Annotated in this window: 10 protein-coding genes, 1 tRNA gene and 1 other RNA gene; 4 read left to right on the forward strand and 8 right to left on the reverse strand. The window is 71.2% G+C overall.

Going from position 1 to position 15777, the window contains the following annotated elements:
• Positions 1-46 precede the first annotated feature (46 nt).
• Positions 47-2740, reverse strand: coding sequence for a DNA polymerase III subunit gamma and tau (locus ACGFZW_RS11495; RefSeq protein WP_393892870.1), 2694 nt, complete (start codon positions 2738-2740; stop codon positions 47-49).
• 46 nt (positions 2741-2786) lie between these two features.
• An RNA gene (ffs, locus tag ACGFZW_RS11500) (signal recognition particle sRNA small type) lies at positions 2787-2885 on the reverse strand.
• Between the two features lie 131 nt (positions 2886-3016).
• Here ffs and ACGFZW_RS11505 point away from each other — a divergent pair.
• Together ACGFZW_RS11505 and ACGFZW_RS11510 are read left to right on the forward strand one after the other, a co-directional pair.
• Positions 3017-3101: transfer RNA gene (locus tag ACGFZW_RS11505), tRNA-Ser, on the forward strand.
• A 383-nt stretch (positions 3102-3484) separates the two neighbouring features.
• Positions 3485-5542 (forward strand): TerD family protein, encoded by a 2058-nt coding sequence (locus ACGFZW_RS11510; RefSeq protein WP_393892871.1) that lies wholly within the window; start codon positions 3485-3487, stop codon positions 5540-5542.
• A gap of 17 nt (positions 5543-5559) precedes the next feature.
• On the opposite strand, the gene ACGFZW_RS11515 is transcribed toward ACGFZW_RS11510, so the two are convergent.
• From ACGFZW_RS11515 to ACGFZW_RS11535, 5 genes are all read right to left on the reverse strand, one after another.
• A complete protein-coding gene (locus tag ACGFZW_RS11515) occupies positions 5560-6840 on the reverse strand; it encodes an LCP family protein (protein ID WP_393892872.1) in 1281 nt (426 codons plus the stop codon).
• Between the two features lie 319 nt (positions 6841-7159).
• A complete protein-coding gene (locus tag ACGFZW_RS11520; protein WP_393892873.1) occupies positions 7160-9256 on the reverse strand; it encodes a bifunctional polysaccharide deacetylase/glycosyltransferase family 2 protein in 2097 nt (698 codons plus the stop codon).
• A gap of 772 nt (positions 9257-10028) precedes the next feature.
• On the reverse strand, positions 10029-10415 hold the full coding sequence (locus ACGFZW_RS11525) for an SCO5918 family protein (protein WP_393892874.1): 387 nt from the start codon (positions 10413-10415) through the stop codon (positions 10029-10031).
• Between the two features lie 117 nt (positions 10416-10532).
• The gene (locus tag ACGFZW_RS11530; RefSeq protein WP_393892875.1) at positions 10533-12056 is read right to left on the reverse strand and encodes a DEAD/DEAH box helicase; all 1524 of its coding nucleotides are present in this window, start codon (positions 12054-12056) and stop codon (positions 10533-10535) included.
• Between the two features lie 340 nt (positions 12057-12396).
• On the reverse strand, positions 12397-12600 hold the full coding sequence (locus ACGFZW_RS11535) for a cold-shock protein (RefSeq protein ID WP_030072012.1): 204 nt from the start codon (positions 12598-12600) through the stop codon (positions 12397-12399).
• Between the two features lie 1051 nt (positions 12601-13651).
• Here ACGFZW_RS11535 and ACGFZW_RS11540 point away from each other — a divergent pair.
• Both ACGFZW_RS11540 and ACGFZW_RS11545 read left to right on the forward strand, forming a co-directional pair.
• On the forward strand, positions 13652-14017 hold the full coding sequence (locus ACGFZW_RS11540) for a MerR family transcriptional regulator (protein WP_393892876.1): 366 nt from the start codon (positions 13652-13654) through the stop codon (positions 14015-14017).
• Positions 14018-14256: 239 nt separating this feature from the next.
• Complete coding sequence (locus ACGFZW_RS11545; RefSeq protein ID WP_393892877.1) at positions 14257-14661, forward strand: ATP-binding protein; 405 nt, start codon at positions 14257-14259, stop codon at positions 14659-14661.
• Between the two features lie 81 nt (positions 14662-14742).
• On the opposite strand, the gene ACGFZW_RS11550 is transcribed toward ACGFZW_RS11545, so the two are convergent.
• The gene (locus ACGFZW_RS11550; RefSeq protein ID WP_393892878.1) at positions 14743-15696 is read right to left on the reverse strand and encodes a hypothetical protein; all 954 of its coding nucleotides are present in this window, start codon (positions 15694-15696) and stop codon (positions 14743-14745) included.
• Positions 15697-15777: the final 81 nt, after the last annotated feature.

Consider the following 15777-nt stretch of genomic DNA (forward strand, 5'->3'; position numbering starts at 1 on the left):
GCTTCGCCCCCGGACGGGCCTGCTCGCCGATGGCTGCCCTGCCCACTCACTCGTTGTTGTTGAACTCCTCCACCACCGTCGCGCCCAGCTCGCGCATGATCAGGTCGTGACCGCTGAGCGCGGAGTCGACGAGATCGGGGTCGTCCTCGGCCGGCATGTCGTACTCGATGGACATCGGCGGGGGCTCCGGCGCATACGACGACTCCGGCGCGGGAGCATGCTGACCGCCACCGGAAGCCGGTGTGGAGACGGCCTCCCGGGCCATCCGGGCGCCCTGGCTTCCGCCACCGGAGCCGCCCGCGCCACCGGCCTGTCCGTACTGCCCACCGGACGCCTCGGGCCCCGGGGGATTCTGCTGCGGAGGCTGCTGCGGCGTGGGCTGCTGGGGCGCGGCGGGCGCGCCACCGCCGTAGCCGCCACCCGATCCCCCGCCGAAACCGCCGCCACCGCTCCGCGGGGCGCCGCCGGACGGTGGGTTCGTACCGCCCGAGGGGTCGACGATCGCCTCGACCCGCCACTGCACCTGGAACTTCTCGGCCAGCACCTCCTTGAGCACGTCCTCGCTCCCGCCATTGGCGAAGCTGTCACGCGCGCCGGCGTTGGGAAAGCCGATCTGGAGGGTCGTGCCGTCGAACCCGGAGACCTGGGCGTTCTGGCTCAGGAGGATCCAGGTGAAACGCCGACGGCCCTTCACCGCGTCCAGGATGTCCGGCCACATCTGCCGCACTTGCGCGGCACCCTGCCCGCTCGCGGGCGGGGGCCCGCCCTGCGACGGCTGCTGTCCGGGGCCGGGCTGCGAGGGCTGCGAGGGCCCGGTGGCGGCAGGCGGCCCGGCGGGCGCGCCGCCCTGCGGTCCCTGGCCTCCCGACCCCTGGCTTCCCTGTCCCTGACCGCCCTGCCCCTGGGCGCCCTGCCCGGGGGCCGCTGCCGAGGGCCAGCCGCCGGGCTGCCGAGCCCCGCCACCGGCGCTGCCGGCCCCGGCTCCGGCGCTCCCCGGCCACGCGCCGGGCCGAGTCGGAGTGCCCTCGCCACCGGCCGGGCCGTTCGCCTCGCCTGAACCACCAGGGCCACCGGAACCACCGGCGCCGGCCTCGTCGCCGGGATCGCCCGCACCAGCAGGTGCGGATCCGCTGCCCGCACTCCCCGGCCACGCGCCGGGCCGGGTGGGCGCGCCCCCGCGCTCACCGCCCTGCGGACCGGATTCCTGACCGCCCTGCGGACCGCCCGGAGAACCCGTCTCCGTCTGCGGACCGCCCTGCGACGCACCGTGCTGCCCTGCCTGCGGCCCCGAGGAACCGGCACCGCCGTCCGCCCGCTGATGCTCCACGCCCCCACCGTGCGGCGCCCCCTCGGGTGCCCCCGGCGCCGGACCTGCCGAGCCGCTCGCTCCGGACCCACCGCCGACAGCCCCGCGCACCGCGGCGCGCGCGGCCGCCGGACCGGAAGGACCGGCGGGCGGTGCCACCGGATGCGCCTCGGGACCGGGTACGTAGCCGGCCGCGGGCCCGCCACCGGAAGAAACCACCGGTGCCCCGGCTCCGCCCCCGCCCATGGCACCCGCGCCGCCCGGAGCAGCTCCACCCGCGCCCCGCTCCAGACGGTCCAGCCGCGCCTGCACCGACCGCTCGTCGTCGTACGCCGCCGGAAGCAGCACCCGGGCGCAGATCAACTCCAGCTGCAACCGCGGCGAAGTCGCCCCGCGCATCTCCGTCAGACCCGTGTTGACCAGATCGGCGGCCCGGCTCAGCTCCGCCGCGCCGAAGATGGAAGCCTGCGCGGTCATCCGCTCCACGACATCGGCCGGGGCGTCGATCAGCCCCTTCTCCCCCGCGTCCGGCACGGCCGCCAGGATCACCAGATCCCGCAGCCGCTCCAGGAGGTCGGCGACGAAGCGCCGTGGATCGTTGCCGCCCTCGATGACCCGGTCCACGACCTCGAAGGCCGCCGCGCCGTCGCCCGAGGCGAACGCCTCCACGATCGAGTCCAGCAGCGAGCCGTCCGTGTAGCCCAGGAGCGCCGTCGCCATGGCGTATGTCACACCGTCGTCGCCCGCGCCGGCGAGGAGCTGGTCCATCACGGACATCGAGTCACGCACCGACCCGGCGCCCGCGCGCACCACCAGGGGCAGCACTCCGTCCTCGACGGCAGCCGACTCGCGCCCGCAGACCTCCGCGAGGTACTCCCGCAGGGTCCCGGGCGGCACCAGCCGGAAGGGGTAGTGGTGCGTACGCGACCGGATCGTCCCGATGACCTTCTCGGGCTCGGTCGTGGCGAAGATGAACTTCAGATGCTCCGGCGGCTCCTCGACGACCTTCAGCAGGGCGTTGAAGCCCGCCGAGGTGACCATGTGGGCCTCGTCGATGATGTAGATCTTGTAGCGGCTGCTCGCCGGGCCGAAGAACGCCTTCTCGCGCAGCTCACGGGCGTCGTCCACGCCACCGTGCGACGCCGCGTCGATCTCGATCACATCGATCGACCCGCGGCCGTTGCGCGCGAGGTCCACACAGGACTGGCAGGTCCCGCACGGCGTGGGAGTGGGACCTTGCTCACAGTTGAGGCAGCGCGCCAGGATCCGCGCACTGGTCGTCTTGCCGCAGCCACGCGGCCCGCTGAACAGATACGCGTGGTTGACGCGGTTGTTCCGCAACGCCTGCTGCAGCGGATCGGTCACGTGCTCTTGCCCGATGACCTCGGCGAAGGTCTCGGGTCGGTAGCGGCGGTACAGCGCAAGGGACGACACGCATACGACGATATCGGCCCGCACCGACAACCGGCCCGGCCCCGCAAACGCAAGCGCCCCCCACGCACCCGCCAGAGCCGACCTACCCTTGCTGCCTTCCGGCCCTGGGGGAGTTCAGTCAGATAGCGCCACGTGAGGGGCTGCGCACCACAGTAGCGGATTCCCCGCCCGGGAAACGACCCCGGCCCCGCCCGGGCCCCCTCTCGAACCCCCACCCGGACCCCGGCTCCGGATCATGTTCGCGAGCACTCCCCAACGTCTTGTATTGTTTGCGGCGGAGGATTCGCCTAGTGGCCTAGGGCGCACGCTTGGAAAGCGTGTTGGGGGCAACCCCTCACGAGTTCGAATCTCGTATCCTCCGCCCAGCCTCACCGGGCTGAACGAAGGCCCCGACCGGGAAACCGGCCGGGGCCTTCGTCGTTGTTGCCTGCGGTCGCGCGTGGGGAGATCGCCCGCAGCCGCACCTTGGAAGGTTGAGGCGTGGCGTAGGACACATCTGCGATCGATGTCCGGTCAGGCCGACGAGGGATGAGAGGCCGGCCGTCCTGCCGTGATGCGGTCGTTCCGCGTTCGCCGTCGGGGCGCGCCGGTTTCCCGGTCGGGCGTTTGCGGGATCGGCCCGCCGGGGGTCGTCGTGAGCGCTACGGTGCAGTTCCGTGCGCAGGGAGTACACGTGGCGTCACGGATCGACATGTGGTGGCTGCCCGGGCGGGTCCGGGGGCGGCCGCTCGTTGGGGGGACTGCATGCACGAGATGACCAAGGGTTCCAACATCGACCTGGCAGCCCTGAGCGAGGACGCCGGTGCCGTCGTCGTGAGCCTGAGCTGGAGCAGCGTGGCGGGCGAGGGGGACGCGGATGTGTCCGTCCTGTTGCTGGGCGCCGGCGGCAAGGTGCGCAGCGATGCCGACTTCTTCTTCTACAACAACCCCGCTTCCGCCGACGGCAGCGTGCAGTTGCTGGGCAAGACGCCCGGCAGCGCGGGGAGTGAGGACCGCATCAGCCTCGATCTGACCGCGGTGGCCCCCGACGTCGAACGCATCGTGCTGGCGGCGAGTCAGTACGGTGACTCCCGCTTCGGGGAGCTGGACGACCTGCGCCTGACGCTTGCCGACCGGGCCGGAGAGGCCCTGCTCGGCTACTCCATCACCGAGGCGGGCGTGGAGAGTGCGTTCCTCTTCGGCGAGCTGTACCGGCGGGGCGACGGGTGGAAGTTCCGGGCCATCGGCCAGGGTTACGAGACCGGCTTGGCGGGTCTCGCCACGGACTTCGGCATCGATGTGGACGACGAGGGCGACGACGCCGGCGCGGAGTCCACGGTGGCGGCGGAGTCCACGGACGAAGCGCTACAACCGGCCGTCGCCGAGCCGGTGGTGACGCTTCCCTCGCAATCACGTACGGCGCAGGAATCACGTACTGCGCAGGAATCACGGACGGCTCAGGCGGGCGACGGGACGCCGGCACCGGCTCGTGCGCGGCGGCCCCGCACCGCCAAGAAGAAGGTCACCCTGCCCAAGGCGGAGAAGAAGTCGCTTGCCGAGAACGACAGTTGGAAATCTGCCCGGCTCTTCCCCGCGGGGGCGCTGAAGAGCGACAAGGAGCGCGAGGGGAAGGCCACTTCCGTGCTGCTTTCCGTCATGGCCGAGGTGCCCGAATTCGGACGGAGGCTGACGGCGGCCTTCGGTGCCCCGGCCGGCCGTATGCAGATCTTCACCGAGGTCGCCCTTCCCCACGGAGAGACCCCCAAGCGCCCGGACGGCGTGATCCGGGTGGAGCGCGCGGGCAAGTTGTGGACCGCCCTGGTCGAAGTGAAGACCAATGGGAACGCCCTCAGGTCCGATCAGGTCCAGAACTACATGGACATCGCCGCGCGCCGGGGCTACGAGGCGGTCATCACCCTCTCCAACGACGTTGCTCTGGAGGGCCGTCCGCTGGTGGAGGTCAAGACGGACGGCCGCCGCAAGCACAAGGTCGCTCTCTGGCATCTGTCGTGGGCCGAGGTAGCCCATCAGGCTCAGATGCTGATCCGTCACGAGGGCGTCGGCAATGCCGCGCACGCCTGGCTCCTTCAGGAACTCCTGCACTACCTCCAGCACGACAACTCGGGCTGCCACGGCTTCCAGAACATGGGCCCGGCCTGGGTGCCGGTGCGCAGGGGCATCGACACGGAAACGCTCTGCCGGGGTGACGGGCGTGCCGTCGAGGTCGTCGAGAGCTGGGAACGGCTCGTTCGGCAGGTCTGCCTGCGGCTGGGCGGAGAACTCGGTCAGAAGGCACTGCCGGTACAGCGAGGACGCCGCGGCGCCGATCCGCATTCCCGGCGGACCGTGCTTGCCGACCGGCTGTGTGACGAGGGCCGGTTGACTGCCGAGCTGCGTATCGACGGCGCGCCCGGGGTTCTGGCGATCACTGCCGATCTCCGCACCGGCAAGCTGCGTACCTCGGTCGAGGTGGCCGCGCCCGAAGGCAGTTACCCGCTCACCTCGGTCAAGCGCATGGTCCGGATGCTGGCGGCGGCGCCCGCCGACCTGCATGTCGAGACGCTGGTCGAGTCGGGCAACGGTCCGCGCGGCACCCTGGAGCGGCTGCGTCCCGAACCGGCTGACCTGCTTCCAGCGGAGGGGGCGCGGATCACCGGTTTCCGGCTGTCGCTGTTCAAGGGTATGGGCGCCACTCGCGGCAGCGCCGAGTCCGGGTTCATCCGGAGCGTCGACGAGGCCGTGGACCAGTTCTACGCGAGTGTCGTCGCGCAGCTGCCCGCGGCGGAGCGGCGCCCCGCGCGTGAGGCTGCCGGCGTCGGCTGACGCGGTCGGCGGGCCGGTCAGGGTTTTGCGGGGAGTGTCACCGGCTGGTCGTTGCGCAGTTGTGTGAAGGCCCGCTTCGCCTGGGGGAGGTCCCACTTCACTGCGCTGCCCTTGGGGGTGGCGAAAGAGGTGTCGGACACCGGGACGTTGAGGCGCTTGCCGTTGCCCGACGTGACGTTCTTCATGGCTTCGAAGAGCGCGGTGAGGCCCGGCAGGCCCATGTCCTTGTCCACGATGAGTGTGTCCAGTCCCGCGCTCATCGTCGGATAGACCTTGGACGGGTCGAGCAGGGTGCCGGGGGTGGCGGCCTTGTTGGCGAGTGCGGCCAGGAACTTCTGCTGGTTCTGGCTGCGGCCCAGGTCGCCCTCGGCCTCCTGGTGGCGCTGGCGGACGAACGCGAGGGCCGTGCGGCCGTCGAGGACGTGGCAGCCCTTCTTGAGGTCCGCACCCGACTTCTCGTCCTTGACGTCCTTGTCGAGGCACATCTGCACGCCGCCGACCGCGTCGACGAGGCCCACGAAGCCCGCGAAGCCGATCTCCGTGTAGTGGTTGATGCGCAGGCCCGTGTTGTGCTCGATGGTCCGCACGAGGAGCTCGGGGCCGCCGAGCGAGAACGCCGCGTTGAGCTTGTTCCTCGACGCGGCGTAGTGCTTGCCGGTCTCGGGACGGATGTACGGCGGGATGGAGACCCAGGAGTCGCGCGGCAGGCTCATCATGGTGGTGCCGTGGGCGCCGGTGTGCAGCAGGATCATCGAGTCGGTGCGGCGGCCGGCGTCGGCCGAACCGCCGGCGTGCAGGTCCTTCTTGGCCTTTTCGGAGAGGCCCGCGCGGCTGTCGGAGCCCACGATCAGGTAGTTGGTGCCGGCGCCCGCCGCCGGACGGTCCGCGATCTTCGCGAGGTCGACGTCGCGGTTGAGCTCGGTGTCCGCCCAGACGTACGTGCCGCCCGAGGTGACGAGGAGGACGCCGGCCAGGAGGATCGCGGCCCGGGTGAGCCGGCGGCGCCGGCTGGGGCGGGTGCGGGCGGACCGCTGCCTCGGGGTGCGGCCCCCGGCGCCCGGGCCACCCGGCCCTCGCACGGGACGGACGGGCGCTCCGCCGCCGGGGTGCCCCGCGTGCCGGTCCGGAAGGTCCGCGGCGTACGCGTCGAAGTGCTGCGGAGGGGTGTGGGGAGACTGTGGCGGGCCCGCGTGGGACGGGTAGGCGGCATGGCTCCACACCTGGCCGGTTCTGAGGTGCGTCGCCTCCGCGTCGCCTCGCCGGCCTCGGTCGGGCGCCCCCTCCAGCCAATCAGTCATGGGCGGCAGTCTGCCCGCCCACGTGCTCTTCACCAAACAGTCCAGAATTCTGCACGGGAGAAATGCCTGGTGAAAGGGGGTGAGGGGGCGTCACGGTGATCCAGTTCACCTCGGGGACGCCTGCCGTACACCGCGGGATCCGGGCAACCTTCACATATGACCGAGGGGTCCTTGCGCGGGCGGAGGACCGTTGCGCCCGGGGCGGATCGTGGTCGGGGCCTTCCCCCGAAACGGCGAGGGCGCCTCCGTACCCGATGGGCCGGAGGCGCCCTGTCGCCGGTCGGCTCAGCCTGCCGTGCGGCGGTCCGTGCGGTGTCCGTCAGCGCGAGGACAGGCTCTCGTACGCGATCGGTTGCCCGATCTCCTGTGCCGCGGTGCCGGAGCGGTGCATGCGGTGCCACTTCAGACGGGTGCCGAGCAGGAAGGCGACCACGGACTGGATGACCACCAGATACATGAGCTGCCGGTAGACGAAGAGCTGGAACGGCATCGCCCACAGCGCCCGCACCTTCTCACCGTCGAGCCGCAACGCGTATCCGGCGCAGGCCAGTTGGAGGGCGAGGAAGCCGATCCACACCCCGGCCGAGAGCACCGGGCCGCGGAAGAGCGCCCCGTACAGGGCGAACACGTCGACGATCGGGGCGAGCAGCGGCAGGGCGACCTGGAAGAGCGCGAGGTAGCTCAGGCCACGGCGGCCGAAGCGGCCGGCCGGTCCGACCTCCACTGCGGCGTGCCGGTGCTTCCACATCGCCTGGAGCGTGCCGTAGCACCACCGGTAGCGCTGCCGCCACAGCTGGCCGAGCGAGGTCGGAACCTCGGTCCAGGCGACGGCGGTCTCCTCGTAGACCACTCGCCAGCCCGCCTGCCACATGGCCATCGTCAGGTCGGTGTCCTCGGCGAGGGTGTCCTCGCTGACGCCGCCGACGCCCATCACCGCGTCCCGGCGGAAGGCGCCGATGGCTCCAGGGACGGTCGGCATGCACTCCAGCACCTCGAACATCCGGCGGTCGAGATTGAAGCCGAAGACGTACTCCAGGTGCTGCCACCTGCCGAGGAGACGGCGCCGGTTGCCGACCTTGGTGTTGCCGCTGACCGCACCCACCGCGGGGTGGGAGAGCGGCTGGATGAGCCGGTGGACGGCGTCCGGCTCGAAGACGGTGTCGGCGTCGACCATCACCACGATGTCGTGCCGGGCGTGCGCGAGACCGGTGTTGAGTGCGGCGGCCTTGCCCGCGTTGGACTGCCGGATGACCTCCACCCGGGGGTCGCCGATCCAGGTGGCGATGTCCGCCGTCCGGTCCGTCGACCCGTCGTCGATCACGATGACCTGCAGGTGCGGATGGGTGGACGCGAGCAGCGAGCGGACCGTCGACTCGATCCCGGCCGCCTCGTTGTAGGCCGGTACGAGGACGGTCACCGGGTCGACGACCTCCCGCAGCCAGGGCGCGCGGGGGCGGGACCGTGTGAGACGGCGGACGTGGGCTCGGGCGAAGAAGATCAGAAGGACCAGCCGCAGCACGCCCAGCGCGCCGGCGATCCCCAGCACCCAGGTCATGCCGCGTACGAAGGCGTGGCCGAGGGCCTTGATCCAGATCAGGGCCTTGCCCTCCCACCGCTCGGCGGTGGAGACCGGCTTGTCGGTCGAGGGCAGCCCGATGCCGGACGTCACGGTCGTGAACTTCTCGACACCGGGGTTCTTGAGCAGCCTTGCCGTATCCGCGTACGCGGTGTCGTTCTGGCTGAACTGCCGGATCGCGCCCAGCGACGGCTTGCGGAACCACTGATCGGCGGAGACCAGGGTGTAGCCCTCCGCCGTCGCGTTGCGCGCGGCCCGCCACTCGGCGCCGCACATGGTGTCCGACGTGGTGGTCTGCGGCAGCCGGAGCAGACCGGTGTGCACGCCGGCGGAGCCCGCGAGCGCCTTCTGGGTGAGCGACAGCTCCAGCTGGGAGCGGATGGCCGACGACGAACCCATGGAGGCACCGGTGTAGGTGTTCGACCCGATCTCATGGCCCTCGGCCCGAATCCGCCGTACCAGGTCCGGATGCTTGGCCGCCTCGGCGCCGTGGAGGAAGAAGGTGGCGTGCGCGTGGTGCTTGCGCAGCAGGTCCAGCAGGCGCGGCGTCCAGAGCGGGTTCGGGCCGCCGTCGTAGGTCAGCGCGACCGTCCGGGCCGGCATCTTGGCGGTCTGCACCCTGCCCTTGTCGATGTTCACGACCGGGCCGCCCTTCTCCACGGCCTCGGGCACCGGGGTGGTGCAGTCCTGCCGCGACTTCGCGGCGTCGACCTCGTGGGTGGTCCAGCCTTCGAAGAGCAGGGCTCCGAACATCACGGGGAGCACCAGGATCAACAGCAGCCAATGCCCACGAGGATCCCGGGACTGCGCGTGCCGTCCCCTGTTCGCGCGGCGCCTCACGTCACCACCGCGGTGTCCTCGGCGAGGGCCGGCCGACGACATCTTCGGGCGGAACGGACGGGGGACGTGGCGGGGGTTGAGGAGACCTGCCGGTGGTCAGCGGTGAACGCCCGGTGGGGGGCGCATCCGACCAGGACGGCGGAGCTGCGCAGGACCTTCCCGCGCCGACCCGAAGCGTCGGCGCATGGCTGATGAACGCGTATTTTCTGCCGTTTCATGATCCGGCTGGCCTCACACATGGTGGGCGAGTGTACTCATGGTCGAACTGGGGTACGCGCCGATGACGAGAAGCGGCCACTCCTCGGCGGCATCGGCCACGAACTGCCGCAACCGGCTTCCACGGGTGCATCCCAGCCGCGTTTATGCAGGTCAGATGGGCACCCGGAGGAGCATCCGGTCTCGGGGCGCGGCCGTCGCGCTGCGCCCCTGAGGTGACTTTCCACTCGGCTTTGCTCCGGAAGCCGCAAACCCCGGACGGGTGGCGGCGCGGAGGTGGTAACGGAGAGTGCACGGCGCGGGGGCGCTGCTCCTCGTCCGCCGTACGCCCGCCCCACCGCCCACCTGCTGTCCCAGCGGGCCGCCTGCGGAGTCGCCTCGGCCGGCTCGACGGCGATGGCCTCGCGCTCCGCACCTGTCGGTGTCGATGCGATGGCATTGGGGGCGTCGGTGCGCCGTCGCGGCATGAGCGCGCGTGGGGAAGGTCACCCGAAGGCCACAGCGGCCGAAGTGGCCGAAGTGGCCGAGAGAAGAGGGGGCGACGCGTCGCCCGGAGTCAGAAGGCGCGCGGACCGACCTCGAAGACGGCGCCGCCCTCGAAGGCCCCGTCGGCCTCGAAGAGCGCCCCGTCCTCGAAGACCGCGTCCCCCTCGGCGCTCACGCCCTCGGACAGCGGGACATGCCGCAGTGCCGCTCCGGTGGCCGGGGCCGGGGTGGCGCGGCAGGTGAAGCCGAGGCGCGTCAGGGCCCTGGTCACCTCGCCTGCGGTGAAATCGCGGCGGTCCTGCCGCGTGATCACCTCGCCCACCTGCTTGACGGGGTACGTACGGCGGCCGATGATCACGCACTCGCCGGTGGTGGGCTCGGGCTTGATGCCCTTCATCGCTGCCTGCACCTCACTCTTGACCAGATCGAAGGGGAAGCGGGCGATGACGCAGCGCATGGTTCCTCAACAGGGTGGGAGGGAGACGGAAGGAGTGCCGGCCCGCTCGGACCGGCCGGGCGGAGGGAGGGAGCGGACGGAACGGCAGGAGGCCGGGCCGTCCGTCCGTCCGTGGAATTACGCGGCGCTGCCGAGGGAGGACTGCCCGCGCTGGGTGCCGTTCTCCTGCCGGTTCGCACCGCCCGCGCGGCGGGCCTGTGCGGGGCGGCTGCGCCGGCCTCGCGAGGACGAGCCGGTGCGCTTGGGGCGCTCGGTGACCGGGGCGGTGATGATGACGGGGATGCCGGAGGGAGCCTGGGCGCCGGTGATGCGGCTGAGTTCGGCCTCGCCGGAGCGGACCTGGGTGGTCTGCGGGGTGATGCCGGCGTCCGCCATCAGGCGCGTCATCTCGCGGCGCTGGTTGGGCAGGACGAGGGTGACGACGCTGCCGGACTCGCCGGCGCGCGCGGTGCGGCCACCGCGGTGCAGGTAGTCCTTGTGGTCGGTGGGCGGGTCGACGTTGACGACGAGGTCGAGGTTGTCGACGTGGATGCCACGGGCCGCGACGTTGGTGGCCACCAGCACCGTCACATGACCGGTCTTGAACTGCGTCAGGGTGCGGTTGCGCTGCGGCTGCGACTTGCCGCCGTGCAGGGCCGCCGCTCGCACCCCGCTGTTCAGCAGGTGCTGGGTGAGCTTGTCCACGGCGTGCTTGGTGTCCAGGAACATGATCACCCGGCCGTCGCGGGCGGCGATCTCGGTGGTGGTGGCGTGCTTGTCCGCGCCGTGTACGTGGAGCAGGTGGTGCTCCATCGTCGTGACCGCGCCGGCGGACGGGTCGACGGAGTGCACCACCGGGTCGTGCAGATAGCGGCGGACCAGGAGGTCGACGTTGCGGTCCAAGGTCGCGGAGAACAGCATCCGCTGGCCGTCCTCGCGGACCTGGTTGAGCAGCTCGGTGACCTGGGGCATGAAGCCCATGTCGGCCATCTGGTCGGCCTCGTCCAGGACGGTGATCTTCACCTCGTCCAGGTGGCAGTCGCGGCGCTCGATGAGGTCCTTGAGGCGGCCCGGTGTGGCCACGACGACCTCGACGCCGCCACGCAGCGCGCCGGCCTGGCGGCCGATGGACATGCCGCCCACGACCGTGGCCATCCGCAGCTGCAGGGAACGTGCGTACGGAGTGAGGGCGTCGGTGACCTGCTGGGCCAGTTCGCGGGTGGGCACCAGGACGAGTGCGAGCGGCCGGCGGGGCTCGGCGCGCTGCCCGGCGGTGCGGGCCAGCAGGGCGAGTCCGAAGGCGAGGGTCTTGCCCGAACCGGTGCGTCCGCGGCCCAGCACGTCACGGCCGGCGAGGGAGTTGGGCAGCGTCGCCCCCTGGATCGGGAACGGCACGGTCATGCCTTCGGCGGTGAGCGCCGCCAGGAGAGGCGCCGGCATGTCCAGGTCGCCGAACGACTCGGCCGCGGGGAGCGGCGGGGTGACGGTGACGGGCAGCGCGAACTCGCCCTGGAGCGCGGGACGGCGCCCCTGGCCGCCGGAGCGACCCGGTCCACCGGAGCGGCGCGGGGACTGCCCCTCGGTGCGGCGGTCGCGGCCGGATCCGGCGCCGCCGCCGGAGCGGGTGCGGGAGTAGCGATCGTTACGGGCTGTGCGGTTCATGCGGAACCTTCCTCGAAGCGGTACGTCGAGGAATTCCCGGCAGCGCCAAGCCGCGCACAAAAGAATCGCAAGGACGGACCGAAGTAAAAAGAAAACGAAACGGGGGCGAATAAATGCACCCGCCGCGCCCAAGGGGATCAGGATCGGCCACAGGGTCGGAAATGTGGATGCCGGATCCGAGCCGGGCGGACCTGCGTCCTGCCACAGCATGGCGGTTCGAGCGCCTGACCGGCTGCTCGCAGCGCCCTGCGGCCGTCACGGCCGCACCGGGAGTTACCCGAAAAGAAACGAGCTGGGGCCCGCACCCAAGGTGCGGGCCCCAGCTTCGTACGCGTCAGCGTCAGGCGGGAACGATGTTCTCCGCCTGGGGGCCCTTCTGGCCCTGGGTGACGTCGAAGGTCACCTTCTGGCCTTCCTGCAGCTCACGGAAGCCCTGGGCGGCGATGTTGGAGTAGTGGGCGAAGACGTCGGCGCCGCCACCCTCCTGCTCGATGAAGCCGAAGCCCTTTTCCGCGTTGAACCACTTCACGGTGCCAGTAGCCATGTCATATCTCCTTAGGGGCAGTGCCCGGGGCGCACGCCGTGCGCGCCCCGCGTCGCCGCGATGATTGCCCCGTCCGGAAACCGGAAATACAAAAGTGCTCTCGATCGACGCGGAGTCATCAAGGGCACTTGAAGTCTTTGGGAACCACAACTGCAACTGAAATCGACAGTAGCACGCAACCAGTGGGCCCACGCGGCAGATTCCCGGGAATATCTCGGGGCCACGGAAAAACCCATGCCGCCGCCACGGCTATTTCTGTAGTTGCGGCATTAGATATGCCTTCGCCGCGGGTGACGGCGCCCCGGCGCCCGCGGAGGAAAAAGCGCGGGCGGAAGCAGCTCAGGGCAGCCGGAGAGGACGGGGCAGGGCGGTGGAGGAGGGGCACGACGACATCACGCACCGGGCGCTCGATCCCGGTGACAGCGATCAAGGCGCGCCCGGCCCCTGCCGCCGACACACCGCCGGCCACAGGTCTGCTCCTGCAACAGAGGGAAATCTGTGCCGACGGCGGTAGACATTCACGGCCCTCGTGGCTAGTGTTTCTCTCGTAGCCAACGAAGTCAGTCAGAGGCGGCAGAGACGACCTGCCGCACACCACGGCACGACAGTGGAGGCGTGGGGCCAGGAAGTGCACGAGGGTCCCACGGCTGACTGTCGGGTCGGGCGGCTGCGGAGCCGCCGCGCAGGATCACAGTCGAAGTTCCGGAAGAGCCGGAAGAAGCAGCACGAGAGAGGAGAGGAGCAGACGCCATCAGGATCGCCCGAGCGAGGATCCAGTTCGCTCGGGTACCGCAGACCCCGGATTGGCAGGTGGTCCCCGGTCAAGCAACCGCGATCCCCGCATCCCCGTCCGCTCGGACGCGCATGCGGAAACAGAAGGCCGGCGCAGGGCGCCGGTAGATGGTGTTGAACCCCTCGGGGCCCTGGTGCCGTTAGGCACCAGGGCCCCTCGATGCGTCCTCCGGGTCCACCGCCGACGAGCCCCTCGCCTGCCGGCCAACGGCCCCCACCGCTCCCCGGCCCCATCAGCCCGACCAGCCCTACAAACGAGGTGCAAGTGACTTCAAAGACCCCACCGAACACCACCGACAAGTTCGATGACGACGACTTCCCCGCTTACACCATGGGCCGCGCCGCGGAAATGATCGGCACCACGCCCGCCTTCCTGCGCGCGGTCGGCGAAGCGCGTCTGATCGTGCCGCTGCGCTCCGAAGGCGGCCACCGCCGCTACTCCCGCTACCAGCTGCGCATCGCGGCGCGCGCCCGGGAACTCGTCGATCAGGGCACCCCGATCGATGCCGCCTGCCGCATCATCATCCTCGAAGACCAGCTCCAGGAAGCCCAACGGATCAACGAAGAACTGCGCCGCCCCGCCGCCGACCGGAATCAGCCCACCGGGTCCGGCACGGGCTCCTGAAGGCAGCCACCGACGAATACCGGATACCGAACAGGCACCGATCGGTCACGACGCACCGGCTGACCCGACAGACATCCCGGCACCGCATGCCCACGAGCACGAACAAGGTCGCCGATGCGGGGTGCGGTCGTCTCATCACCCGGTCGCGGACGTTAGTAGCCCTCTCTCAGGGGCACGCGGTCCCCGTAGGCAGTCACCACGCACCACACCACACCGGGGTGAGCCTGATGGACCGCACGATGAGCAGCACCACCGCCACCGTTCCGGCGGCCACCACTCTTTTCCAGGGACGGCCGGCGACTCCGGCACGAGCGCGCCAGGCGGCCCGCGTCTTCCTCGACTCCATGGCTCCGGCCGTGGAGCCGGACACGGCCGAGACCGTCGTTCTGGTGGTCTCCGAACTGGTCACCAACGCGGTACGTCACGCCGGAGGTGTCTGCTCGCTCCGTCTGGTCACCCGGCCGCACGGCATCGAGATAGCGGTGGTCGACCCGAGTGCGCGCCCGCCCCGTATGCGTCAGCCGGACCTGGCGGGCGAAACCGGGGGCTTCGGCTGGCAGATGGTGCAGCATCTGGCGCGCAGCGTCAGCGTCGCGCCGCGGCGAAACGGCGGCAAGACCGTCCGGGCTCTGCTGCCGCAGTAGCAGGCCCCACTCAGGCGGCCTCCCCTCAGACCTTCCGGCCGCAGGCGCCGCCCCTCCCCCGTGCGCCCCGCCGGTCGTTGCTCAGTTCGCCCCGCTCACCAGCCGGGTGTGCCAGTGGGAGTACGTCGTCAGGGGGTCGCCCTCGGAGTTCCATGGCCAGGGGGTGGCGATGCCGGTGGTGGCGCGGAGGACGGTGGCGGCTTCGGCGGTGCGGGAGGCCTTCACCAGGGCGTAGGCGAGGACGTTGAGGTCGGCGCGGGACGCCGCGTGGTGGAGGAAGCCGGGGCGGGGCCAGTCCTGGGCCGCCTGGTCAAGGGCCTTGGCCGCCTGGGGCCGCCGCCAGTGGTCACCTGCGCCGAGTGCGGCCACCCCGCCGGCGGACACGGTGCGCTGGTAGCCGCGGACGAGGGAGATCAGTTCCAGGCCCGCGGTGGGGGCATCGGCCGGCATGACCGAGCGCATCCCGTCGAGCAGGTCGAGGACCTGGGACGTGGAGCCGCATTCGTCGGGCGAGAGGTAGCCCAGGGCCTGGAGGTGCGCTTCCCGGTTCCAGGGGTCGCGGGCCTTGATCTCCTGCCAGACCGCCGCGAGGTCGGCGTAGGGCCGTCGCTCGCTCCGCAGCGTGGCCAGGATCAGCACCCAGGGTATGGGGTCGGCGGGCAGGAGGTCCGCCGCCGTTCGGCAGGTCTCGCGGATATCGCTCAGGTCGCCCGGCGAGCCCTGCTGGCGGGCGAGAAGGAGGTCGGACCAGGCGCGCAGCAGAAGGGCGTTCTGGTTTCGCGGGTTGTTCCGCTGCCAGATGCCCGGCAGCGCCCGCCCGGCGGACGCGGCGAGCACCTCCAGGCGGTGCGCCTTGCGGTCCCAGTCGGTACCGGCCTCCTCGATCGCCTGCCCCACCGAGGCGACGACGGCGATGTCGAGCTGGCCGCGCGACCAGCATTTCTCCAGGCGCTGCCGGACCCGGCCGAGGTCGACGTCGTCGAGTTCGGGGGCGAGGCGGGGGAGGCTGCCTTTGCGGCGTCTGAAGGCGGACATCACTACGCGACCTTACGTGGTGGGTTCACGGGCGGGCGGGCGGTGTGCCCAAGCACACCGCCCGCCCTTCGAGCACGTCGC

It is taken from the genome of Streptomyces sp. NPDC048248 (assembly GCF_043201875.1).
In the GTDB taxonomy this organism is placed as follows: Bacteria; Actinomycetota; Actinomycetes; order Streptomycetales; family Streptomycetaceae; genus Streptomyces.

Excerpts from the sequence above, each read along its gene's own strand:
- ACGFZW_RS11510 (WP_393892871.1), top strand. The coding sequence starts at position 3,485 with ATGCACGAGATGACCAAGGGTTCCAACATCGACCTGGCAGCCCTGAGC.
- ACGFZW_RS11535 (WP_030072012.1), bottom strand. The coding sequence starts at position 12,600 with ATGGCTACTGGCACCGTGAAGTGGTTCAACGCGGAAAAGGGCTTCGGC.
- ACGFZW_RS11550 (WP_393892878.1), bottom strand. The coding sequence starts at position 15,696 with ATGTCCGCCTTCAGACGCCGCAAAGGCAGCCTCCCCCGCCTCGCCCCC.
- ACGFZW_RS11545 (WP_393892877.1), top strand. The coding sequence starts at position 14,257 with ATGAGCAGCACCACCGCCACCGTTCCGGCGGCCACCACTCTTTTCCAG.
- ACGFZW_RS11530 (WP_393892875.1), bottom strand. The coding sequence starts at position 12,056 with ATGAACCGCACAGCCCGTAACGATCGCTACTCCCGCACCCGCTCCGGC.
- ACGFZW_RS11515 (WP_393892872.1), bottom strand. The coding sequence starts at position 6,840 with ATGACTGATTGGCTGGAGGGGGCGCCCGACCGAGGCCGGCGAGGCGAC.
- ACGFZW_RS11525 (WP_393892874.1), bottom strand. The coding sequence starts at position 10,415 with ATGCGCTGCGTCATCGCCCGCTTCCCCTTCGATCTGGTCAAGAGTGAG.